The organism is Pseudomonas sp. (assembly GCF_050739775.1).
Classification (GTDB): domain Bacteria; phylum Pseudomonadota; class Gammaproteobacteria; order Pseudomonadales; family Pseudomonadaceae; genus Aquipseudomonas.
Window position 1 is genome coordinate 18358 of sequence record NZ_JBOICA010000041.1, and the last position, 22682, is coordinate 41039.

A 22682-nucleotide genomic window follows, 5' to 3' on the forward strand; every position below is an offset into this window, starting at 1 on the left:
TTGACCTTCTCATAGAAGAGTTCCCCAAGCCATTCGCCATCTGCTCCCCCTCCTAGCCCACCCGCAAGTGATCCGCCCCCAACTATTCCGCACACAGCCCCGCCCACTGGCCCTGTCAGGGCTAGAACCGCGCCACAAACATAAGTAACGCCAGCCTGCCCAGCCAAAAAACCAAGAGCGCCACCGCCTAGCACCAGCAAAACTCCCAGCCTCTCACCTTGTTGGGGAAAGCTTGATCAAGACAAGGCCTATCGCAAGCCAGACAGCAGCAATGATTAGCAGCCAGGAAGCGATCAACATTCGACGCCGCAGTCGTGGTGGAAAGTTGCGCAAATCCTCTGCGTCCATCATTCCCAAGCGAACACTTAACTTTGGATAGAGCATTGCGCCACAGATTGTACTGAGTAAGTAGCAGCGGGATTTCAACCTTGTCGTCCCCCAGAAAGGTATTTGCAACTTTAGCCAAACGCTGTTTGGAAGACTTGCAATGATGATGTCGAAGTCACGGCTGCGGGCTAAATAGGTTTCCATGACCACGCCCGCTAACCCGATCACAAACGGGGCCAACATGAAGGTGAATGCCCACCAAGTACTCCAGAAACCGCTCATGGATTGATCTTTTCGTATAAAAATTCCCCAAGCCATTCGCCACCAGCGCCAGTGCCCAGTCCGCCCGCAAGCGCTCCACCTCCGACGAATACAATTCCACAAACGGCTACACCAACTCCACCAGCCACGGCCGCGCCACCACATACGGCCACGGCAGTCTTTCCTCCTAAATAGGCGCCAGCCATACCACCACCTAATCCTCCAGAGAAACTCCCCGCCTCAGTAAAGCGGACCTTCTTGCACGCTTCAGTTTCCCCGGCTCGACACACTTCCTGTACCTTGAGTACTGATGCACCGCCACCTAACGCAATCCCGACAAAGCCGCCGTACTTAAGGTACTTCGCCGTCTTCGACACCTGATCCAGATGCGTGGCATACCCCGGAATCTCACCCGGCGCACCGGCGCGGCTCCAGTGGTGCACCAGGCTCTTGGTGGAAATACCCAGGTCGCGCCGCAAAGTGTCGTAACTGCCCAGATTCAACAGCTTGTTGAGGAACGCGCTCTTCAACTGAGCATCCAGCTGGCGGTACAACTGCTGACGTGAGGCGAAGAACTCCGGGCTATTCAGATGCCCAAAGGTGCTGAACATGCGTTGGTGCAGTTGCTCAAGCGCACGCAAGCTGCCTTGGACCTGCCGCAACCCCTGGTCGAGCATATCTTTGCCAACCCCCATCGACAGGCTCGCGCCACTGAGCAACCCGGCAATCACACCCTGGTAGCGGACCATGAAGTTGGCCTCGTCCTCATTGAGCGGCGTCAGCGCCTCGCGGACCTGAGCGGCAGCGGCCATCAACTGGGCTTCCTCACGCGTACAGGCGGTGCCGTTGTTCGGATCACCGATGACGAACAGCTCACCCGCCTTGTAGCCTTGGGCAAAGGTCGGATTAAGCCGGTGCAGCCGAGCCGACAGGTAGCGGCTTTCTCCGCCAAGCTCAATCAGCACTTGCTGGCCGGACATGCTGCGCGGCACTACATAGAAACCAGGTTCCAGCGTCCCCGGTGCTGCAGACATGCCTGGCGCGGCGCGGGCGGCAGGCGCGAAGCGGGAAGTATCCGAGGTAGGTGAAGCCGCCGCACGATTAGCAGTTTGAGCAGATCGGGACGCCGCCGGTCCGCCCGGGCCGATCCATTCCCCCAAGGGGGCAACCAGCCGATTGGTGCCGGGCGGACAGCCGCAGAGCACGATCATGCCGTCCACGGCCACCGGAATGCCGTAGAAGGTGAAGCGTGAATCTCCTTCGATTATCTTTCCGGACTTACCGCATTTCGGGCAAAGCGTGGTGACATCCCCTTTGCGCAGGATGCCACGCTGGCAATGTGCAGCTTGCGGCAAGCTGCTCAGGCAGGTTGCACCTGTGGTGGTCTTGTCGCCGTGAAGCCCCTCACCCCGGCCGAACATGTTGGAGCGCATGCCCATACTTCACCCCTCGACCGTCAGGAAGTCGTCCGACATCGGCACGCCCGTCAATTGGGTGAGCAACATCGAGTCTTGGGGGGTGTTGATAATTTCATCACCATTACTCAGCACGCTGCCAACCAAGGCAAAGCCTCGGTCGTTCCAATTGGCGTGCTGTCCGGCGCCACTGACGATTCGCGCCTGGCTGCCATCTGGGTATTCGACCTCATCGCCAACCAGCGCCACACATGCGACGTTGCCGTCTTGAAGGGTTATTTCCAAGGGAGAACTTGCGTGCCGGATGGTGCCACCATCGCGGCTCTGGCTGCCTTGTACCGCTACCCGATAAATGGCCGCTATCGGGTGGTTCTGGGCGAAGCATTCAAGCTCGTTGACCAACACCAACGCCTGGGGGCTGAACGCGGATGTCGGCTCATCGGTAAAGGGAAGCTCACTCAGCTCTGCCAAGAGCTGTGATGTCAGGGCATTGGTAAAACAGATCGCGGGGAGATCTTTCCTTGGCATGTACTGGTTCCTTGGGCAAGTAGAGCCCGGAACCTAGCACGGCACTTAAAGATAAAAGCGCGACCGAGAACGATAGAGAAATGTCTCACAACACTCTCGGAAATCACTGAAGCCTGAAGGGGCGGGGTGAGCGGAACCGGGTTAGCAAACTCCATTCGGCGCCTCCCTTGAACCCACCCCGCAATCCCCCGGTCAATCACTACATGTATTAACCAGGTGTTACTTACTCTCCTCGATCTCCTTGCCACTCGCATCGATAGCCTTGGTCGACGGGTACTGGTACGAGGCGTAACGCACCACCAGAATCGCAAACGCCAACAGCAAGATACCGCCACACACATACAGCAAGCCGACATCCGGCGCTTTATGGTGCGAGACATCGCCGATCAGCAGACGGGTCAACGCGGTGATCGCCACATAGAGCAGGAAGCGGATCGGCATGTGGTTGGTCTTGAAATAGATCCCCACCATCGCCCCCAGCTCGAGGTAGATGAACAACAGCAGGATGTCATCGACGCTGATACCGCCCTTGTTGAGCATATCGATGAAGGTCGCCACCGCCGCATAGGCGGTGATCGCACCGATGCCGAACAAGGCCAGGTAGTGAAACGCTTCGACGCAGAGGTTGCCCAGCGAGTCGGCCGAGCCATGCAGGCCTTTACGCAGTTTGTCTGCCCATTTGATGTTCACGATTTCGGATCCCTTGATACGGCTGGAAGGATGATGCGCCACACGCATGACGCTTTTTCTGCATGCAGTAAAAAGGCCAGGCGCCCTGTTTGAGAAGGCGACCAAACGTCGCAAGGCACAGCCATCACTGGCTGTGCCTTGCACTTTCAACCGTAGGATCGGGAAACCGCGTTATTCCAGCGCCGAGGCGGGGCCGAAGAACTCGTAGCGGCTCTGCTTCTCAGGGACACCCAGGCCCTTGAGGTGACCCTTGATGGTTGCCATGAAGCCTTTGGGGCCGAGGAAGTAGGCATCCAGGTCACGCTCCAGGGGCAGCCATTCGTTCAACTGATCGGCAGTCAGCAAGCCAACAGCATCGCCAGGTTCGCTGACACCATCATCTTCGGCGTAGCAGTAGAAGCGCTTGACCTGCGGGTGACGCGCCGCCAAGCCATCTACCCAATCGCGGAACGCGTGCACCGCGCCGTTGCGTGCACAATGGATAAAGTGCACCAGGCGACCACTTGCCAGCGCCGCTTCAAGCATCGGCAAGGTCGGGGTGATGCCGACGCCGCCGCTGATCAGCACCAGTGGTTTGTCGCTGGCGCTCAAGGTGAATTCGCCCGATGGCGGGAACAGTTTCAGGCTGTCGCCCACGGCCAGTTGCTCATGCAGGTAGTTGGATACTTTGCCACCGGCTTCGCGCTTGACGCTGATGCGGTACCGACCGGCATTGCTCAGGGCCGACAGCGAATAGTTGCGACGCTGTTCCACACCGTCGATGAACAGCTGCAGGCCGATGTACTGACCCGGTTCAGCCTGGAGAATCGCGCCACCATCGACCGGGGCGAAGTAGAAGGAAACGATCTCGCAGCTTTCATCGACGCGCTGCACCAGTTTGAAATCCCGCGCACCACGCCAGCCACCGGGGGCGGCTTGTTTCTGGGCATAGATATCGGCCTCCGCACCGATAAGAATGTCGGCCAGTTGCTGGTAGGCGGCGCCCCACGCTGCAATCACTTCAGGGGTAGCGATTTCCTTGCCGAGCACTTCTTCGATGGCACGCAGCAGGCAGCTACCGACAATCGGGTAATGCTCCGGAAGGATCTGCAAGGCCACATGCTTGTTGATGATCTGGCCGACCAGGCCACCCAGCTGTTCAAGCTGGTCGATGTGCCGGGCATACATCAGCACACCGTTGGCCAAGGCCCGAGGCTGGTCGCCGCTGGCCTGGTGAGCCTGGTTGAACAGCGGACGCACCTGCGGGTATTCGCTGAGCATCAGCTTGTAGAAGTGAGTGGTCAGCGCCTCACCGCCGCTTTCCAGCAGGGGAACAGTGGCTTTGACGATCGCACGATCCTGGGCATTGAGCATAAATGACTCCTGAGCCTGTGGCTTCTTGATGAATGCCTTGGCTAATTCAGTTTCCATGCCAACTTTAAAATCGTTATAAATCAATTGGTTATAAATTAATGAGTCATAACGACTACAGCTGCGATATAGTCAATTAGACTAATAGGAGTCTTTATGACCGCAAAATCCCTGCTCACTGCCTTGCTACCATTGGTCAGTGACCTGGCCCGCGACTTGCCCGAGCGCGAACGCTACCGACGCCTGCTCGAAGCCATGCGCAGCCTGCTGCCCTGCGACGCTGCCGCGCTGCTGCGCCTGGACGGCGATTGGCTGGTACCGCTGGCAGTCGATGGCTTGAGCACCGACACCCTGGGGCGACGCTTCAAGGTCAACGAGCACCCACGCTTCGAGGCCATCCTCAACAACAGTGCCCCCACCCGCTTTGCCAGCGACAGTGAACTGCCCGACCCCTACGATGGACTGGTCGAAGGCCTGCACCAGCACCTGGAAGTCCACGACTGCATGGGCTGCCCGCTGTTCGTCGATGAACAGCCCTGGGGCCTGATCACCCTCGATGCACTGGACCCGGAACAGTTCCAGCAGGTCGAGCCCGATGCCCTGCAAGCTTTTGCCAGCCTGGCTGCCGCCACGGTCAATGTTGCCGAACGCATCGAGCGCCTGGCGTTGCGTGCCGAGGATGAGCACGAACGCGCCGAGGTGTATCGCCAGGCCAGCGGCCAGCAACACAAGGAACTGATCGGTCAGAGTAAAACGCATAAGCGCCTGCTGGAGGAAATCCAGCTGGTCGGCAGCAGCGACCTGACGGTGCTGATCACCGGCGAAACCGGGGTCGGCAAGGAGCTGGTGGCCCAGGCCATCCACCAGACCTCGAGCCGTGCCGACAAACCGATGATCAGCCTCAACTGCGCGGCCTTGCCCGACACCCTGGTGGAGAGCGAGCTGTTCGGCCATGTGCGCGGCGCCTTTACCGGCGCCGTCGGCGAACGGCGCGGCAAGTTCGAGCTGGCCAACGGCGGTACGCTGTTCCTCGACGAAGTCGGCGAGTTGTCCCTGGCGGTACAGGCCAAGCTGCTGCGTGTGCTGCAGAGCGGGCAATTACAGCGACTGGGTTCGGATCAGGAGCACCGGGTCGATGTGCGCCTGATCGCCGCCACCAACCGCGACCTGGCCGATGAAGTGCGTGCCGGCCGCTATCGCGCCGATTTCTATCACCGTTTGAGTGTCTACCCGTTACTGGTGCCGCCGCTGCGCGAACGCGGGCGTGATGTGCTGCTGCTCAGCGGCTACTTTCTCGAACACAATCGCTCACGCATGGGCCTGGGCAGCCTGCGCCTGAGTGCCGAAGCCCAGGCTGCCCTGCTGGCCTACGACTGGCCGGGCAACGTGCGTGAACTGGAACACCTGATCGGCCGCTCGGCGCTCAAGGCCCTGGGTCAGCACCGTCAGCGTCCGAAGATCCTGACCCTTGACGCCACAGACCTGGACCTCAGACCCGTCGAGGCGGTCCTCAGCCATAACCCGGGGTCGCAACCTACCGACGCGCCCCTGCCTGGCGGCGACCTGCGCCAGGCCCTCGATGATTACCAGCGTCAGCTGATCCAGGCGTGTCTTGAACGCCATCAGCACAATTGGGCCGGCAGCGCCCGCGAATTGGGCCTGGACCGGGCTAATCTCGGTCGCTTGGCCAAGCGACTGGGTCTACGCTGATTCGAGCAAGTGATTAAAGCCAGGGGCTGGCGGGTCGATAACCCGGCATCTCCCCCATTCAATCTGTCCTGAAGGTGCCTATGGCCTCGCACAATGCCCGCGCGGACTCACTGTCGCTGCTGCTGTTCACCCTGCGCAGCGGCAAGCTGATGGCGATCAACCTGCTCAAGGTCAGTGAAATCATCCCCTGCCCAGCGCTGACCAAACTGCCGGAGTCGCACCCCCACGTCAAAGGCGTGGCCACCCTGCGCGGCAACTCACTGGCGGTGATCGACCTGTCCCGCGCCATTGGCGAACGGCCACTGGAAGATCCCCAAGGCGGCTGCCTGATCGTCACCGATATCAGCCGCTCCAAGCAGGGCCTGCATGTGCAGGCGGTCAGCAAGATCGTTCATTGTCTGAGCACCGACATCAAGCCGCCGCCCTATGGTTCAGGCAGCAAGTCGTTCATCACCGGTGTCACCCGGGTCGACAACACCCTGGTCCAGGTGCTGGACATCGAAAAAGTCATTCATGGCATCGCCCCGCCCGCCCACGAAGTGATCACCAGCGAACTGAGCGCGGAGGATGCCGCCGTGCTCGCTGCCACTAACATCCTGGTGGTCGATGACAGCCAGGTTGCCCTGCAGCAGTCGGTGCATACCCTGCGCAACCTCGGCATCGAATGTCACACCGCGCGCAGCGCCAAGGATGCGATCAACACCCTGCTGGAGCTGCAAGGCACCGCGCAGGAAATCAATGTGGTGGTCTCGGATATCGAAATGTCCGAGATGGACGGCTACGCCTTTACCCGCACCCTGCGCGACACCCCGGACTTTCAGCACCTCTACGTGCTGCTGCATACCTCTCTGGACAGCGCGATGAACAGCGAAAAAGCCAGGCTCGCCGGGGCCAACGCGGTGCTGACCAAGTTCTCCTCGCCGGAGCTGACCGACTGCCTGATCGTCGCAGCGCGGGCCATGGCCTTCGCAGAAAACTGACACACAACCGATGACCGCGGTGCTTGCAAGTGCCTGAACCTCAGGCACAATCGAGCCCATTGTCGATCGAGTACCTGTCATGAAAGCCTTCCTTTGCACTCTGCTCGGCTGCGCTGCATTCAGTACCCTCGTCCAGGCCTCCAGCGATCAGGCCTGGAATGAGTACTACGCACAGATGAATGAGCACTGCATTGCCGCCAGTGCCCTGAAAAACGTCAAGGTACTGGGCAAGCCCGCCGAGTTCGACGACCGCGTCGGCTACAGCGCGCTGCTGCTCGAAGGTCGCTACCCGCAGAAACACATGAACAACCGCAAGGGCACCGAGCTGTGCCTGTACGAACGGCAACGCCAGGCCGCCTTCGTCACCGAATGGGCCCCCTCTAAACCGTGAACATTGTGCAAACCCACGATATCCGCTTCGACTGCACCGGCTGCGGCAAATGCTGCACCGGCCATCACGTCCCCCTGACCCTGAGCGAGGCCCGCCAGTGGGCGGGCACTGGCGGACAGGTCATCGTCCTGATCGAAGCCTTCCTGGCCAACGGCCTGGGCTTGCCTGCCGATCAGCGTGAACACGCCTTGCGTCGCTCCTGGCCTGTGCCCTGCGGCAGCACCGAGGCCCATGTGGCGATCACCTTCGCCGCCTTCAACCCTGAGCGCTGCCGCAACCTGGATGCCGAAGACCGCTGCACCATCTACGAAATCCGGCCGCTGGTCTGCCGCATCTACCCGATGGAAATCAACCCGCACATCCCCTTGCGCCCCGAAACCAAGGATTGCCCTAGCGAGGCCTGGCAAAGCGGCCCACCCTTGATTCACGGCCAACATCCGGTCGACCGGCGCCTGGCCGAGCTGATCGAACGCTCGCGTCAGGCCGACCGCGACGACATCCGTGGCAAGGTCGCCATCTGCCAGGCACTGGGCATCGACACCAGCGCCTTGAAGGGCAACGGTTTCACCGCCTACCTGCCTGACACCCAGGCCCTGGCCCAGGCATTACAGCAGGCGCGCACAGAGAGCCAGATCACCCCCTGGACCCTGCACGTGCTCGACCCGCAATTGTGCGAACAACTCCAGGCCTGCGGTGCCCGGGTCCGCAGCGAAGCCGCCGCCCATTACAGCTTCATCGGCTTCTGAGCAAACTCAATGGCAACGCCGCCAGAACTCGGCGGCCAGGCGACGCAGGTCTTCGGCAAGTGCGGCCACGTCGGTAGCGCTGAGGTGGCTCTGCTGACCGACCTGCACCGTTGATTCGCTGGCCTGGCGAATGCTGATGATGTTGCGGTTGATGCTCTCGCTGACCTGGCTCTGCTGTTCCACCGCCACGGCGATCTGCACACTCATCTCGCTGATCTGCTTGACCCGCAGGCTGATGCCGTCCAGCGCACCGGCGGCGTGCCTGGCCTGATCGACACTGTGCCCGGCATGTTCGCTGCTCTGCTGCATCACCTGCACGGCATCGCGCGCGCCGTTCTGCAGGACGCTGATCATCCGCTGAATCTCGTGGGTCGATTGTGCCGTGCGCTGCGCCAGGCCGCGCACTTCATCGGCGACCACGGCAAAGCCGCGGCCCTGGTCACCCGCCCGGGCGGCCTCGATGGCGGCGTTAAGTGCCAGCAGATTGGTCTGCTCGGCAATCGCGCGAATCACCTCCACTACCCCGGTAATCTCACTGCTGTGGTTCTGCAGGTTGTGGATAACCTCAGTGGCAGCATCCAGCGAATTGGCCAGTTCCTGGATCGCACAGCGGTTGAGGTCCACCAACTGATGTCCGGCCTGGGTTTCACCTTCGGCCTGATCGGCCGCCCGGGATGCTTGCTGGGCATTGCTGGCAACCTGGGCGACACTGGCGGCCATCTGGTTGATCGCGGTGGCAATCTGGTCGGCTTCACCCTGCTGCTCCAAGCTGTTGCTGTGACTGCTTTGCAGTGACTGCGCCAGGGAACCGCTGTGCCCGGCCAGGCGCCGGGAAGCATCACCGATGCGCCCGACCACTGCGCCGAGCTGGCCCTTGAGCATGCGCAAGGCGAAATCGATCTGACCAATGCCATCACGCCTGCCGGTGCACAGCTGCTGGCTCAACGGGTTATCGGCAATGGCCAGGGCCTCGGCACACAGGCGCTGGAAAGGCTTGAGCACGGCAAGAATAACCAACGCACTCAAGCCACTGGCCAACAGCAGCTCCAGTACGCCTTGCCAGGGCAACACCGGCAACAACAGCCGACTAAGCGCCGACACCAGCACCAGCCCAAGGGTTACCCCTGCCCACAGTTGCCAGCCAAGCCCCAGCACCGGCAAGCGCTGCCACCAGGACTTTCGACCGCTACGCAACCGTGCATAACAACGCTCGGCGGCTTCGATCTGCTCGGCGCTAGGCTTGGTCCGTACCGACTGGTACTCCACCATATGGCCCTGGCTGGCGATTGGCGAAACGAAGGCACTGACCCAGTAATGATCGCCATTCTTGCATCGATTCTTCACCAGCCCCATCCACGAGCGGCCGCTCTTGAGGGTCTGCCACATCTGCTCGAATGCCTGTGGCGGCATATCGGGATGGCGCACGATATGGTGGGCACTGCCCATCAGTTCTTCATGGCTGAATCCGCTGATCTTGACGAAATCGTCATTGGCGTAGGTGATCGCACTGGAGAGGTCAGTGGTGGAAAGGATATTGGCGTCATCGGGATAATCCACATTGCGACCGGTCACAGGCATATTGCTCTTCATCGGAGGCACTCGTTGTTATTGGGAGAATCGGCAGGGCGTACGACTCTAGTGACAAATTGGCCCGATTCCTTGATCCAGCTCAGGATATTGGCAATTGGCCACCACCCCGTAGCCTGACAGCAGCGGCTACAAAGCGGGCCAGTCTGTAAGCGCCGGCTTGCCCAGCGACTATTACCTTTAACGCAATAGTACTTCTCGAAAAAGTCACTGTTTCTTGCGGGTATTTCCGACTAATTTACTCGGACCTACTTAACACTTGCTCCGCAAGAAGGTTGTTGTAAATGTCCAACAGTATGGGTGTTGCCAGCGTATTCGTCCTGTCTTCCCTGTTATTGTCCCCCCTGGCCATGGCCGAGGAATCCCAGGCGTTCGTCGCTCGCAATGCTGAGCTTTCCGCCGTCCACGATCAGGCTCGCCAAGCCCTTGCCGCCCAGCCAGAGCTATCGTCAAAACCTACAGAACAGACCGCTTCCCAGGTTTCCTCGAGTGACGCCGCAGAGAGCTGATCGCCCCCCCGTTTCTCCCTTCGACTCCCTAGATGACCGCACAGGTGACTTGAGCACCAGTGCGGTTGTCTTTCAAAGCCGCCAATGATCAGCGGCTTTTTTTTGGTGTGTCGAAAAGTGCCAGCCTGCTGGCCCGTTTGTTCATAACACGATCATCTTTCGCACAATAAAAAATGCCTTACCTTCACCTCAAGGAGTCCACCCCGGTGAACACTGCTTTACGCTTCACCCCCCTGTTCGTTGCACTGGTTGCAACGATCCCCTTCAATGCCCAGGCCGACGAGGAAAAAGCCGAAGGCTTTATCGAAGGCTCCAGCCTCAACGTGCATGCACGCAACTACTACCTCAACCGCAATCAGCTGGACCGCGGCGTGCGTGACAATCGGGAATGGGGACAGGGTTTTCTCGGTAAGTTCGAATCGGGCTACACCCAGGGTACGCTCGGTTTCGGCCTGGATGCCCATGCCATGCTCGGCCTGAAACTCGATGGCGGTGGCGGTACGTCCGGTACCAGCATCCTGCCGATCAACACCAAGGGGGACGGGGAACCGGGCAAGGCCCACGATTCCTTCTCGAGCGCCGGTGCCGCCGTGAAACTCAAGGCCTTCGACACCGAACTCAAGGCCGGCGACCTGTTTCTGAGCAACCCGGTGATTGCCGGCGGTGAGTCGCGCATGCTGCCGCAGACCTTCCGTGGCGTCAGCCTGACCAACAACAGCGTCGAAGGGCTGATGCTCGAAGCCGGCCAGGCCAGCTTCACCAAGCCCTACAACCAGAGCGGCCACCGCCGTATCGACACTTACTACGGCGCCTTGCCGGATGATCGCCAAAGCCGCCACCTGAACTGGGCCGGCATGGCCTGGAGCGGCGTGCCGAACCTGACGTCGAGCCTGTACGCCTCCGAGCTCAAGGACATCTGGAGCCAGTACTACTTCGACCTCGACTACACCTACCAGGTGAACGACCTGGTCAGCCTCAACCCGGGCCTGCACTTCTACCACACCCAGGACACCGGCCAGGCGCTGCTCGGCAACATCGACAACAACACCTACAGCCTGCACTTCAGCGTCAATGTCGGCTACAACAGCCTCACCGCAGTGTACCAACGGGTCAACGGCAACACCCCGTTCGACTACATCAACCAGGGCGACAGCATCTATCTGGACAACTCACAGATCTATTCGGACTTCAACGGCCCCAACGAGCGCTCGTGGAAGCTCAAATATGCCTACGACTTCAGCGGCCAGGGCATTCCCGGCCTGACCTCGATCGTCTCCTACTCACGCGGTGAACTGGACCTGACCAAGGTCGACCCCAACAGCGTCGGCTACGGCGAGCACTGGTACAACGCCGATGGCGAGAACGCCCGTCACTGGGAGCGCGACATCGACCTGCAGTACGTGTTCCAGCAAGGCAACCTCAAAGACCTCTCGGTCCTGCTGCGCTGGGCCAGTCACCGTGGCAGCCAGGGTTACTCGCAGATCGACCGCAACGTTGACGAATACCGGGTGATTGTCGACTACCCCCTGAACATTTTCTGATCCCGCCCGGGAACAAGAGCTGGCATTCTAGCCAGCTCTTTCTGTCGGTTCGCCGCCAAAGTTCTTGTTCGACAATCCCGCGCCCCCTAGAATACTGCCGCCGCGTAACCACGCCGCGACTCTTCTGACGGTCTTCAGCTGCAGCGACCATGACTTTGCCCTCCCGATCCCAGCGATCCGCCCTGTACAAGTCTCATCCGGAGCTGATCCTGAACCTGGGCAGTTGCCTTGCAGTGCTCGCCATCGTGACCATCGTCAGCTACCTGTTGATGCGCGAGCGCAGCAACATCGAACAGAGCGCCACCCGCTCGGCGAGCAATATCCTCCATCTGATCGAAAGCGACATCGTGCGCAATGTCGAACTCTACGACCTGTCCCTGCGCGGCCTGATCTGGGCGGTGAAGCAGCCGCAACTGCGCGCGCTACCCGCCGAACTGCGCCAACAGGTCTTGTTCAATCAGGCCTTCACCACGCCGGTGCGAAGCCACATCCTCTGGCTCGACGCCCAGGGCAATGTGGTTGCCGACTCCACCAGCGTGATTCCTCGCCAAGCCAATTTCGCCGACAGCGAGGTATTCCTCGCCCATCGCCAGAATGCCAGCACGGAGCTGGTGATCAGCCCGCCGTTCAAGGCACGTCTGGGCAACCTCGACTGGTGCATCAGCTTCAGCCGACGTATTGATGGCCCCAACGGCGAGTTTGCCGGGGTGGCCGCCGGCGCCCTGCGCCTGTCGTACTTCACCGATCTGTTCAAGCGTCTGGATATCGGCAGTGACAGCAGCATCAACCTGATAAACACCAACGGCGTCCTGCTGGCCCGTCAGTCGAGTAACCCGGATGACACGCCGATCGGTGCCAACTTCGCCGACCGACCCAATTTCAAACGCTTGCTGGCCGATGGCAATGGCAGCTTCAGCGGCTACTCCGCAACCAACGGCAAGTCACGCTTGTATACCTTTGCCCGGGTTGCCGATCTGCCATTGATCGTCGTAGTGGCACGTTCGGGCGATGAAGTCTTCGAGTCCTGGCGGCGTACGGCCTTGCTGGTCAGTTGCGCAACCGGGGTGCTGTGCATCGGCATCCTCTGGCTGACCTTGCTGCTGGGCCGCGAACTGCGCCGCCGCCACTGCGCCGAGCAAGACCTGGCGGAACTGGCCGCCACCGACAGCCTCACGGGCCTGGCCAACCGCCGACAGCTCGACCAGGTGTTGCGCCGGGAATGGTCACGGGCCCAGCGCAACCACCGTCCGCTGGCGGTGCTGATGGTGGATGTGGATCACTTCAAGGCCTTCAATGAACGCCATGGCCACCAGGGCGGTGACGAAGCCTTGCGCAAGGTGGCGGCGGCCATTGCCCGCAGCATCCGCCGCCCGGCAGATCTGGCGGCGCGCTACGGTGGCGAAGAGTTCCTGGTGGTCTTGCCCGAAACCGAACGTCATGGTGCCCAGGTCCTGGCCGAGCGCATTCGCCGCAGCATCGAGGCGCTGCCGCCTTTCGGTGAAGACACCACCTCGGTGACCGTGAGTATCGGTATCGGCTGCTACACACCAGGCGCCCAGCAAGATCTGGCGACCTTGCTGGGCTGTGCAGACGATGCGCTGTACTGCGCCAAGCGCAACGGTCGCAACCGCGTCGAAACCGCGACCTAGGAACGGCTCCAGGCCCTGTTGCGTAGCGCCTCGACCAGGGCATGGTCTTCGCCGCGCTCCCCTTCATTGAGCACGGTTTCTTCTCCGTCCTCATTGGCCTTCATGCAGATTGCAGGTATGTTCGACGCATCCCTTTCAGAACCACATTGCATGAATCCCGAAACGCTCGAACTGCTGGTCACCCGCGAAATGCCGTTCGGCAAGTACCAGGGCCGGCTGATCGCCGACCTGCCCGGTCATTACCTGGCCTGGTTTGCCCGCCAGGGCTTTCCCAAAGGTGAACTCGGCGGGCTGCTGGCCTTGATGCACGAGATCGATCACAACGGCCTGGGCGAGCTGCTGGTGCCCCTGCGCAAAAAGCACCCACGCCGCCGTCCCTGATCAGGCCTTGACCGGCTGCACCGCCAGCTCCACCACTTCACTGCGCTTGAGCACGGCATAGACCACTGCGGTCAGCAGGCTGCCGGCCAGGATCGCCAGCAGGTACAGCAACGCATGGTTGATGGCGTTGGGAATGAGCATGACGAACAGCCCGCCATGGGGCGCCATTAGCTTGCAGCCGAAGTACATCGACAGTGCCCCGGTCAGCGCGCCGCCCGCGATACTCGCCGGAATCACCCGTAGCGGATCCTTGGCGGCAAAGGGTATCGCCCCCTCCGAGATGAAGCACAAGCCCAGCACAAAAGCAGCCTTACCCGCTTCACGCTCGCTCTGGGCGAACTTGCGCCGGGCGATGAAACTGGCGATGCCCAGGCCAATCGGCGGCACCATCCCGGCGGCCATGGTTGCGGCCATCGGTGCATAGCTCTGCGACGCCAGCAGGCCCACCGAAAAAGCGTAGGCGGCCTTGTTGATCGGCCCGCCCAGGTCCACGCACATCATCCCGCCCAGCAGCACACCAAGCAGAATCGCATTAGTGGTGCCCATGCTGTCGAGAAAATGCGTCAGCCCTTCAAGCATCCCGGCCACTGGCGTGCCGACCACATAGATCATCACCAGGCCGGTGAACAAGCTGGCCAGCAAAGGAATGATCAGGATCGGCTTGAGCGCGTCCAGGCTGCTGGGCAAACGCACCCAGCGGCTGATCGCCTTGGCGCTGTAACCGGCGAGAAAACCGGCGACGATGCCGCCGATGAAGCCGGCACCCAGGGTGCCGGCCAACAGGCCACCGATCATCCCCGGCGCCAGCCCCGGACGGTCGGCAATCGAGTAGGCGATGTAACCGGCGAGCAACGGCACCATGAGTTTGAACGCCGCCTCGCCACCAATCTGCATCAGCGCGGCCGCCAAGGTGCCGGGCTCTTTGTAGGCTTCAATCCCGAAAACAAACGACAAGGCGATCAGCAGCCCGCCCGCCACCACCATCGGCAGCATGAACGAGACACCTGTGAGCAGGTGCTTGTACACCCCGGCTTTCTCGCTTCGCGTCGCACTGGCATTGGCGCTTTGTCCGGCGGATTCCTCGCGGCCTTCAGCCAGGGCTTTGTTCAACGTGGCCTGGGCCTGTTTCAAAGCCACGCCGGTGCCGCAGCGATAGATGCGCTTGCCGGCAAAACGTTCGGTGGGCACCTCGATATCGGCGGCCAACAGCACTACATCGGCCTCGGCAATCGCGGCAGGCGGCAGCGGATTGCGCGCACCGACCGAGCCCTGGGTCTCGACCGTCAGTTGGTAACCCAATTGCTGCGCGGCCTGTTGCAAGGCTTCGGCAGCCATAAAGGTGTGCGCAACGCCGGTCGGGCAGGCAGTGATAGCGACGATTTGTGCGCTGCGCTCGGCAGGCGTCGACAGCGTATCGGTGACCTGCTGATAGACTTCAGCCAGCTCCGCCGCCTGACAGAGAAAGCGCTGGACATCGCTCAAGGCCTGAGCCGGGGTGCTCTGAAACAGGCGCTTACCGGCAAAGCGCTGCAAGTCCAGCGGGCCGCTGTTGACCACCAGTACCCAGTCGGCAGCAGCGATTACCGCCGCAGACAATTGCCCCTGCGGTTGCTGAGGATCATGCACCTCAACGCTGGTGCTCCAGCCCAGACGCTGCGCGGCGGCTTCCAGCAGACGCGCACTGAGCACACTGGAGACCTGGCCGTTGGGGCAGGCGGTGACGATGGCAATGTTCATCTGCAACCCTCTTGTTGTTCTTCGCGCAGGCGCACGTCGTGCTCCAGTTGCGCCAGCTGGGCCCGGTCGTTGATGCCAAAACCGATCTGGGTCACCGCCTGGGCGGCAATCGCGGTGGCCAGGCGCAAGGTCTGCTCCGGTGCATCCGCGCTGAGCAGGCCATGGACCATGCCTGCCAGCAACGAGTCACCGGCGCCAACCGTACTGGCTACCTTGACCGTTGGCGGTACGGCGGTGAGCACACGCCCCTGTTGGAACCAATTGACCCCTTGCTCGCCCTGAGACACCACCACATGCTCGATGCCCTGGGCGATCAGTTGGCGGGCGGCCAGCTGTTGTTCGGCAAAGCTGTGCACCGTGCTGCCGAGCACTTCGCCCAGCTCATCGGTGTTGGGCTTGACCAGCCAGGGAGCACTTTGCAGCCCGGCACGCAGGGCTTCACCGCTGCTGTCCAGAGCAACCTTCAGGCCCATGGCCTTGAGCGTTTCCAGCAGTTGCCGCAGCCATTGCGGACTGAGGCCTCGCGGCAGACTGCCCGCCACCACCACCGCATCATGGCCCGGAGCAATCTGCGTCAGCTTGGCCAGCAGTTGTTCACAGGCGTGCGCATCGACCTGCGGGCCCGGCCCGTTGATGTCAGTGACACGGCCATCGGCTTCCACCAGCTTGATGTTGCAACGGGTCTCACCCGGCACACGGACAAAGCAATCGGCAAAGCCACGCCGGGCGATCAGGGCCTCGAAGGGCTGCAAATTGTCGGTCCCGAGGAAACCACCGACGGTGACGCTATGGCCAAGGTCAGCCAGCACCTGTGCGACATTCAGGCCCTTGCCCGCTGCATGGCTGTGCTGGGCCTGGCTGCGGTTGACCGCACCGCTGTGTAGTGCATCAAGGCTGACGGTCAGGTCCAGCGCCGGGTTGAGGGTCAGAGTGAGTATCTTGGCCATTCAATCGTTCTCCACCAGCGCCCGTACGGCGCTGGCACTGCCCTGCAGCAGCGCTTGTTGAGCAAGCTGCCGGGCGTGTTCATAGTTCAGTTCGCGGACCATGGCCTTGACCTCGGCAATGCTGCGCGCCGCCACGCTCAGTTCATCGACGCCCAGCCCCAACAGCACGGCGACCGCCTGCGGATCAGCCGCCAGCTCGCCGCACACGCCCACCCACTTGCCATGGGCATGGGCGGCACGCACGGTCATGTCGACCAACTGCAGCACTGCCGGGTGCAGGCCGTCGGCCTGGGCCGACAGGCTCGGGTGGCCACGGTCGATGGCCAGGGTGTATTGGGTCAGGTCGTTGGTACCGATGCTGAAGAAATCCACTTCACGGGCCAGTACCGGGGCCAGCAAGGCCGCCGAAGGCACTTCGATCATGATCCCCAGCTGCAGGTCGCTGACGCTGATCTCTTCGCGCAGGCGCTCGACCATGGCCCGTGCCTGTTGCCATTCCTCAAGCTGACCGACCATGGGAAACATGATCCGCAATGGACGATCACCCGCTGCACGCAACAAGGCACGCAACTGGCTCTCCATCACCTGCGGACGTTGCAGGGTCAGGCGAATGCCACGCACACCAAGGAAGGGGTTCTCTTCCTTGGCAATCGGCCAGTAAGGTAGCGGCTTATCGCCGCCCACATCCAGGGTCCGCACCACCAGGGGCCGGCCGCCGAGACCGTCGAGGACACGGCGGTACTCGGCCTCCTGCAGCGCTTCGTCCGGGGCCTGCTGATGGGCCATGAAAATCAGTTCGGTGCGCAACAGACCGACCCCTTCGGCGCCGTGATCGACCACCACCTCGATGCCTTTGCTATCACCAATGTTGGCGAACACTTCGATGGCATGCCCATCGCGGGTCACAGCCGGCTCCAGGCGATGAGCGCGGGCCAGTTGCAGGCGTTGCTCGCGGCGTTCACGTTCGGCCAGGGCGCGCTGCAGCTCATCGGCGGGCGGCGCCACGTGCAGGCGGCCGCGCTGGCCATCAAGCAACAGCGAGGTACCCGAAGCAATCAGCAGCACCGCATCGCCCGCACCGACCACCGCAGGAATGCCCAGGGCGCGGGCGACAATGGCGCTGTGGGCCGTGGCACCGCCACGAGCAGTGAGAATGCCGGCGACCCGTGTCGGGTCCAGGCGCGCCACATCCGAGGGGCCAACCTCCTCCATCACCAGCACATAGGGTTGCTCGGGCGCCGGGATGTCGGTCTCGCCACAGAGCTGGGCCAGCACCCGTCGGCCGATGTCGCGCAAGTCGGCAGCGCGCTCGGCGAGCAAGGCATCGTGCAAAGCCTCTTGCTGGCGCGCGGCGTTGTCGATCACCGCCATCCAGGCCGCCGGGGCGCTTTCGCCTTGGCGCAAACGCTGATCGACTTCGTCGGCCAGGTCGGGATCGGCGAGCATTTCCTGGTGGGTGATGAATATTTCGCCGATGGCCTTGGCCTGGCTACGCTGGATCAGCGCCCCGATGTCGGCATTGACCGTCGCCAGCGCCTGCTGCAGACGCTGACGCTCGATCGGCAGCGACTCACCGCGTAGCGGATAGTCGAACTCACGCACCACCTGAATGTGCGCCGGGCCGCTGGCGATCCCTGGCGCGGCGGCCACGCCCTGGATCACCGCACCGGCTACAGGGGCAACAAGCTCAGGCTCCGGTAGCACTTCAGGTGCGGCTTCCACCACCGAGGCCAGGGCTTCGACTTCCTCGCCCAGACCTTCCTCGATCGCCGCCAGCAAGGCCGGCAGCGCATCGGCGGCGACCCTGGGTTCGGCAATGATCTCCAGCACCTGGCCGCGCCGGGCACCGAGGCTGAGCAACTTGCTCAGGCTCTTGGCCGAGACTGCCGCCTGGCCACTGTCGACCAGACGCAGGCGAATTTCACCGTCAAAGGCCTTGGCCAGTTGCGCCAGCTCCTTGGCCGGACGCGCATGCAGGCCATGGGCATTGGCCAGAGCGATGCGCGCGCTGGGCCAATCGGCCGGCACCTCGCCACCCAGCACTTCGAGCACCACGCGGCTGCTGGTGGCGCGGCACAGCTCCTGGCCGCGGCCTTCTATCAGCAGCGTGCACAAGCGTTCGAGCAAGGCCTGATGGGCCGCGCCCAGGCTGGCCAGACAGAACACACCGTGCAAGGGCTGGTCGCGATAACGCAACGGTTGCTGTGGGGTGACAAAGGCCAGCCCTGGCTGACGCACGGCCTGCTCGCTGTGCAGCCACCACAGGCCTTCGCCCAGCGGCAGTGGCTCGACCTGCTGCAGCACCCCGGCAAAACCGCCGCCGACACAGTCGGCACGGTGCAACAGGCGGGCTGCACGCCAGACCAACTCGTCGAAATCTTCGGCCGCCACACCCAGGCCGATCATTTGCGCATCCAGCGCCAGCTCCTGCGGAGCGCCTTGCAGTAACTTGAGCAAAGCCTCGGCAGAACTGGCCCGGCGCAACGCCTCGGCCAAGTCGGTTTCGCCCAGGGCGCGAGTCAGCAGTTGCAGCAAACGCAGGTGTTCATCGGAGCGCGCAGCGATGCCGATGGCCAGGTACACCCGCTGGCCATCGCCCCAGTCCACGCCTTCGGGAAACTGCAGCAGGCGCACGCCAGTGGTGAACACCTGGTCGCGGGTTTGCGGGGTGCCATGGGGGATCGCAATACCCTGGCCAAGAAAGGTCGAACCTTGTGCCTCGCGGGCTTGCAGGCCGGCCAGATAGCCCTCGGCAACCAGGCCGTCACTGACCAGGTGCTCGGCTAAAAGCTGCAGCGCCGCCGACTTATCCACAGCCGACTGGCCCATGGATATCTGCTCTACAGTGAGCTCGAGCATGACCTTCTCCTTTGCAGCACCAGGTGGGTGCTGAGGTATTGTTGTGAATGTTTCAGCACAGGGCCAGTTGCTCTCGGCCCTCAGCAGGCGTTGGTTCGGCAGAAAATTCGCCTGCTGAAACGTTTAATCTATAATTGAGAACACGTTACTCGATAATCTTCGATCAATGAAGCCCCATCTTGTCGGACAATTGCGACAATGGTCGTCTGCGCCTCGATCACAGAATCGGCGACAATCCCCGGTCAGGCTGTGCAAGCAGCCCCGGTATAACAAGGAATTTGCGGTGAAACTCAGCGATATCGCCCGTCTGGCCGGTGTGTCCGTGACCACTGCCAGCTATGTCATCAATGGCAAGGCCGAACAGCAACGCATCAGCAACAGCACAGTGGAGCGTGTGCGTGCGGTGGTCGAAGCCCATGGCTTCACCCCCAACCCGCAGGCTGCCGGCTTGCGTAGCCGCCACACCAAGACCCTGGGGTTCATTCTCCCGGACCTGGAAAACCCCAGCTACGCACGCATCGCCAAGCAACTGGAACAAGGCGCCCGGGCCAAAGGTTACCAACTGCTGATTGCCAGCAGCGACGACCAGCCCGAGAGCGAGCGCCAGTTGCAGCAGCTGTTCCGTGCCCGCCGTTGCGATGCACTGTTTGTCGCCAGTTGCCTGCCTGCCGGTGACGACAGCTACCGCCAGTTGCAGGCCAAGGGCCTGCCGATCATTGCCATCGACCGTAGCCTGGACCCGGCGCACTTCTGCTCGGTAGTCAGCGACGACCGCAACGCCAGCCTGCAACTGACCCGCAGCCTGCTCGCCACCAAGCCCGCGCACATCGCCCTGATCGGCGCACGCCCGGAGCTCAGCGTCAGCCAGGCCCGCGCCGGTGGTTTCGATGAAGCCCTACTGGGCTTTAGCGGCAAAATCAGCCGCTACCAGGGCGAAGCCTTCAGCCGCGAGTGCGGCCAGCGCCTGATGAACGAACTGCTCGCCGAGCTAGGCGGTCTTCCTGATGCCCTGGTCACCACCTCCTACGTACTGCTGCAAGGGGTGTTCGACGTGCTGCAGGCGCGTCCGGCCGACTCGCGCAGCCTGCAGCTGGGCACCTTCGGTGACAACCAGCTGCTCGACTTTTTGCCGCTGCCGGTCAACGCCATGGCCCAGCAACACGGTGTGATGGCCGAGATAGCCCTGAAACTGGCCCTGGCCGCGGTTGAAGAGAAACACTACGAATCGGGCGTGCATGCCGTAAGTCGAACCTTCAAACAGCGAATCATCAAGGCCTGACCATGCGCCTGATCGACACCCACACCCATCTGGATTTTCCGGATTTCGACCCTGACCGTACGGCCCTGCTGGCCAACGCCAGGGCGGCGGGTGTCGAACGCATGGTGGTGCTGGGGGTGTATCAGGACAACTGGCAGCGGATCTGGGACCTGGTGTGTAGCGACCCGCACTTGTACGCCGCCTTCGGCCTGCACCCGGTCTACCTCGGCCAGCACCGCCCGGAACATCTGCATGAACTGGGCGACTGGTTGAGCCGCCTGCGCGGCGAGCGTCAGTTGTGTGCCGTAGGCGAATTCGGCCTGGACTACTACCTGCCGGAACTGGACCGCGAGCGCCAGCAGCACTGGTTCGAAGCCCAGCTGCAACTGGCTGTCGATTTCAACCTGCCCGCCCTGCTGCATGTGCGCCGCAGTCATGCCGCGGTGATTGCCACGCTCAAGCGTTACAAACTCCAGCGCGGCGGCATCATTCACGCATTCGCGGGGAGCTTTGAAGAGGCGCGCGAGTATCACAAGCTCGGGTTCAAACTGGGGTTGGGCGGTGCCGCGACCTGGCCGCAAGCACTGCGCTTGCACAAGGTGCTGCCACAGTTGCCGCTGGAAAGTTTGGTTCTGGAAACCGATGCACCGGATATGGCGCCGGTGATGTATGCCGGGCTGCGCAACAGTCCCGAGCATTTGCCGCAGATTGCTACCGCGCTGGCAGAGGTGATCGGGATTGAAGTGGATCGGTTGGCTGAGGTGAGTACGCGCAATGCTTGTGAGCTGTTTGGCTGGTAGCCACCTGTCTCAGCTCGTAACTTGCCGCAGCCCTACACAATTCCCCACAGGGTCACGCCGGATTAAAACCAGCCGCGATCGTCCTCCAGCTCTGCCCGGCACTGCTTGAGCTGCGCACTGTAGATCTTCGACTGCTGCTCGACTTTGCGCGCCACCTGCATCAGCCAGGGCTTGCTGCGATAAGTGCCGCGACTGAAACCACCGCGCCCCTCGTGGTAAGCCAGGTACTGGTTGTAGACGTCCCACTTGGAGATCCCAAGCTGCTTCTGGGTGCCATCGGTGTACCAGCCAATGAACATCATCGCGTCATCAAAGTTGTCCCGCGAGCCGCCATTACCGGTGCCGTCTTTGTACTCACCCCAGACCGGGTCCTGGGCTTGCGCATAGCCATAGGCCGAACTGACGCGCCCCCAGGGAATCACCCACAGCAAGTAATCACGGGGTGGCAGCGCATCATGAACGAAACTGCTTTCCTGCTTCATGATCGCCATCGCCACGTGTTGCGGCGTGCCGAACTTCTGCTGCATCTGCAGCGACTCTTCGTACCAGTCAGGGTATTCGCGGAAGATATTGCAGAGATTGTTCTGATCCCTGGGTGGCGCGGTGGCGCAGCCAGTCAAGATCACGTACATCAGCATCAGAGCCAAAACCCGCCCTTGTTTCATCCATCGCCCCAGCAAAAAAATGAGGGCATCAGTTGCCCTTCGTATGTAGCGCAGAACCTGAACGGAGCAGGCTCTGCTGATGATCTATGATGGCCTGCGCCTTGGCAGGGTCACCTGTGCAGCGCGGTTGATTTGTAACCAGCGCTCGGCGCTGGGTCTGTTGCAGTGTGCTCGATTTATAAGCAAAGAGGCTGCATCAGAGCAACGAGCGGCTGTGGCACCGAAACGGTTGGCTACAACGTACAAACAGCTGTCGACGACAAACACCATCCCGACAGTTTCCTTTCCAGCGCCGGCCTGTGCATTGTTCCTCTGCGTAGCGCTATCGGTAGGGCGCTTCGGACGCTCCGA

Annotated in this window: 20 protein-coding genes and 1 pseudogene; 10 read left to right on the plus strand and 11 right to left on the minus strand. The window is 61.8% G+C overall.

Features of this window, described 5'->3' with window-relative positions:
- Positions 1-213: 213 nt before the first annotated feature.
- The 5 genes from ACRESH_RS19615 to hmpA all read right to left on the minus strand — a co-directional run bounded on the left by ACRESH_RS19615 (position 214) and on the right by hmpA (position 4574).
- Positions 214-609, minus strand: a complete 396-nt coding sequence (locus ACRESH_RS19615) for a hypothetical protein (RefSeq protein ID WP_431743534.1) — start codon at positions 607-609, stop codon at positions 214-216.
- Positions 606-2021, minus strand: a complete 1416-nt coding sequence (locus tag ACRESH_RS19620; protein ID WP_431743548.1) for a PAAR domain-containing protein — start codon at positions 2019-2021, stop codon at positions 606-608. The genes ACRESH_RS19615 and ACRESH_RS19620 overlap by 4 nt, the downstream gene beginning before the upstream one ends.
- A gap of 9 nt (positions 2022-2030) precedes the next feature.
- Positions 2031-2531 carry a hypothetical protein gene (locus ACRESH_RS19625; RefSeq protein WP_431743535.1) on the minus strand — a complete coding sequence of 167 codons (501 nt, stop codon included), beginning with the start codon at positions 2529-2531 and terminating at the stop codon, positions 2031-2033.
- A 219-nt stretch (positions 2532-2750) separates the two neighbouring features.
- Positions 2751-3221 (minus strand): phosphate-starvation-inducible protein PsiE, encoded by a 471-nt coding sequence (locus ACRESH_RS19630; protein ID WP_431743536.1) that lies wholly within the window; start codon positions 3219-3221, stop codon positions 2751-2753.
- Positions 3222-3392: 171 nt separating this feature from the next.
- Entirely contained in the window at positions 3393-4574 is a 1182-nt protein-coding gene (hmpA, locus tag ACRESH_RS19635) for an NO-inducible flavohemoprotein (RefSeq protein WP_431743549.1), read from the minus strand.
- Between the two features lie 153 nt (positions 4575-4727).
- Here hmpA and norR point away from each other — a divergent pair, with 153 nt between their 5' ends.
- From norR to ACRESH_RS19655, 4 genes are all read left to right on the plus strand, one after another.
- Complete coding sequence (gene norR, locus ACRESH_RS19640) at positions 4728-6281, plus strand: nitric oxide reductase transcriptional regulator NorR (RefSeq protein WP_431743537.1); 1554 nt, start codon at positions 4728-4730, stop codon at positions 6279-6281.
- 80 nt (positions 6282-6361) lie between these two features.
- Positions 6362-7261 (plus strand): chemotaxis protein, encoded by a 900-nt coding sequence (locus ACRESH_RS19645; RefSeq protein WP_431743538.1) that lies wholly within the window; start codon positions 6362-6364, stop codon positions 7259-7261.
- Positions 7262-7340: 79 nt separating this feature from the next.
- Positions 7341-7652 carry a hypothetical protein gene (locus ACRESH_RS19650; protein WP_431743539.1) on the plus strand — a complete coding sequence of 104 codons (312 nt, stop codon included), beginning with the start codon at positions 7341-7343 and terminating at the stop codon, positions 7650-7652.
- Positions 7653-7657: 5 nt separating this feature from the next.
- Positions 7658-8398 carry a YkgJ family cysteine cluster protein gene (locus ACRESH_RS19655; RefSeq protein ID WP_431743550.1) on the plus strand — a complete coding sequence of 247 codons (741 nt, stop codon included), beginning with the start codon at positions 7658-7660 and terminating at the stop codon, positions 8396-8398.
- A 6-nt stretch (positions 8399-8404) separates the two neighbouring features.
- On the opposite strand, the gene ACRESH_RS19660 is transcribed toward ACRESH_RS19655, so the two are convergent.
- On the minus strand, positions 8405-9469 hold the full coding sequence (locus ACRESH_RS19660) for a methyl-accepting chemotaxis protein (protein WP_431743551.1): 1065 nt from the start codon (positions 9467-9469) through the stop codon (positions 8405-8407).
- Between the two features lie 237 nt (positions 9470-9706).
- Positions 9707-9988 (minus strand): annotated as a pseudogene (locus tag ACRESH_RS19665) (PAS domain-containing protein); the annotation flags it as partial.
- 281 nt (positions 9989-10269) lie between these two features.
- Between ACRESH_RS19665 and ACRESH_RS19670 the strand changes: the two are divergent.
- The 4 genes from ACRESH_RS19670 (at position 10270) to ACRESH_RS19685 (ending at position 14065) form a co-directional block, all read left to right on the plus strand.
- Positions 10270-10494 (plus strand): hypothetical protein, encoded by a 225-nt coding sequence (locus ACRESH_RS19670; RefSeq protein ID WP_431743540.1) that lies wholly within the window; start codon positions 10270-10272, stop codon positions 10492-10494.
- Positions 10495-10700: 206 nt separating this feature from the next.
- Positions 10701-12035, plus strand: coding sequence for an OprD family porin (locus tag ACRESH_RS19675; protein ID WP_431743541.1), 1335 nt, complete (start codon positions 10701-10703; stop codon positions 12033-12035).
- Positions 12036-12190: 155 nt separating this feature from the next.
- Positions 12191-13684 carry a diguanylate cyclase gene (locus tag ACRESH_RS19680; protein ID WP_431743552.1) on the plus strand — a complete coding sequence of 498 codons (1494 nt, stop codon included), beginning with the start codon at positions 12191-12193 and terminating at the stop codon, positions 13682-13684.
- A 150-nt stretch (positions 13685-13834) separates the two neighbouring features.
- On the plus strand, positions 13835-14065 hold the full coding sequence (locus ACRESH_RS19685) for a DUF3820 family protein (protein ID WP_157191170.1): 231 nt from the start codon (positions 13835-13837) through the stop codon (positions 14063-14065).
- On the opposite strand, the gene ACRESH_RS19690 is transcribed toward ACRESH_RS19685, so the two are convergent.
- The 3 genes from ACRESH_RS19690 to ptsP are packed head-to-tail and all read right to left on the minus strand — an operon-like array spanning position 14066 to position 19608.
- A complete protein-coding gene (locus ACRESH_RS19690; RefSeq protein ID WP_431743542.1) occupies positions 14066-15802 on the minus strand; it encodes a PTS fructose-like transporter subunit IIB in 1737 nt (578 codons plus the stop codon). It abuts the gene before it with no gap.
- Entirely contained in the window at positions 15799-16749 is a 951-nt protein-coding gene (pfkB, locus tag ACRESH_RS19695; protein ID WP_431743543.1) for a 1-phosphofructokinase, read from the minus strand. Before pfkB ends, ACRESH_RS19690 begins: the two co-directional genes overlap by 4 nt.
- On the minus strand, positions 16750-19608 hold the full coding sequence (gene ptsP, locus ACRESH_RS19700; protein ID WP_431743544.1) for a phosphoenolpyruvate--protein phosphotransferase: 2859 nt from the start codon (positions 19606-19608) through the stop codon (positions 16750-16752). It lies immediately after the preceding gene.
- A gap of 283 nt (positions 19609-19891) precedes the next feature.
- On the opposite strand from ptsP, the gene cra reads away from it, so the two are divergent.
- Positions 19892-20887, plus strand: coding sequence for a catabolite repressor/activator (cra, locus tag ACRESH_RS19705; protein ID WP_431743545.1), 996 nt, complete (start codon positions 19892-19894; stop codon positions 20885-20887).
- A gap of 2 nt (positions 20888-20889) precedes the next feature.
- The gene (locus tag ACRESH_RS19710) at positions 20890-21666 is read left to right on the plus strand and encodes a TatD family hydrolase (RefSeq protein ID WP_431743546.1); all 777 of its coding nucleotides are present in this window, start codon (positions 20890-20892) and stop codon (positions 21664-21666) included.
- A 62-nt stretch (positions 21667-21728) separates the two neighbouring features.
- Here the strand turns inward: ACRESH_RS19710 and ACRESH_RS19715 are convergent, their stop codons facing one another.
- Positions 21729-22331 carry a hypothetical protein gene (locus tag ACRESH_RS19715; protein WP_431743547.1) on the minus strand — a complete coding sequence of 201 codons (603 nt, stop codon included), beginning with the start codon at positions 22329-22331 and terminating at the stop codon, positions 21729-21731.
- Positions 22332-22682: the final 351 nt, after the last annotated feature.

Coding starts and splice junctions, on each gene's coding strand:
- ACRESH_RS19615 (WP_431743534.1), bottom strand. CDS start 609: ATGAGCGGTTTCTGGAGTACTTGGTGGGCATTCACCTTCATGTTGGCC.
- ACRESH_RS19620 (WP_431743548.1), bottom strand. CDS start 2,021: ATGCGCTCCAACATGTTCGGCCGGGGTGAGGGGCTTCACGGCGACAAG.
- ACRESH_RS19625 (WP_431743535.1), bottom strand. CDS start 2,531: ATGCCAAGGAAAGATCTCCCCGCGATCTGTTTTACCAATGCCCTGACA.
- hmpA (WP_431743549.1), bottom strand. CDS start 4,574: ATGCTCAATGCCCAGGATCGTGCGATCGTCAAAGCCACTGTTCCCCTG.
- norR (WP_431743537.1), top strand. CDS start 4,728: ATGACCGCAAAATCCCTGCTCACTGCCTTGCTACCATTGGTCAGTGAC.
- ACRESH_RS19645 (WP_431743538.1), top strand. CDS start 6,362: ATGGCCTCGCACAATGCCCGCGCGGACTCACTGTCGCTGCTGCTGTTC.
- ACRESH_RS19650 (WP_431743539.1), top strand. CDS start 7,341: ATGAAAGCCTTCCTTTGCACTCTGCTCGGCTGCGCTGCATTCAGTACC.
- ACRESH_RS19670 (WP_431743540.1), top strand. CDS start 10,270: ATGTCCAACAGTATGGGTGTTGCCAGCGTATTCGTCCTGTCTTCCCTG.
- ACRESH_RS19685 (WP_157191170.1), top strand. CDS start 13,835: ATGAATCCCGAAACGCTCGAACTGCTGGTCACCCGCGAAATGCCGTTC.
- ACRESH_RS19690 (WP_431743542.1), bottom strand. CDS start 15,802: ATGAACATTGCCATCGTCACCGCCTGCCCCAACGGCCAGGTCTCCAGT.
- pfkB (WP_431743543.1), bottom strand. CDS start 16,749: ATGGCCAAGATACTCACTCTGACCCTCAACCCGGCGCTGGACCTGACC.
- ptsP (WP_431743544.1), bottom strand. CDS start 19,608: ATGCTCGAGCTCACTGTAGAGCAGATATCCATGGGCCAGTCGGCTGTG.
- ACRESH_RS19710 (WP_431743546.1), top strand. CDS start 20,890: ATGCGCCTGATCGACACCCACACCCATCTGGATTTTCCGGATTTCGAC.
- ACRESH_RS19715 (WP_431743547.1), bottom strand. CDS start 22,331: ATGAAACAAGGGCGGGTTTTGGCTCTGATGCTGATGTACGTGATCTTG.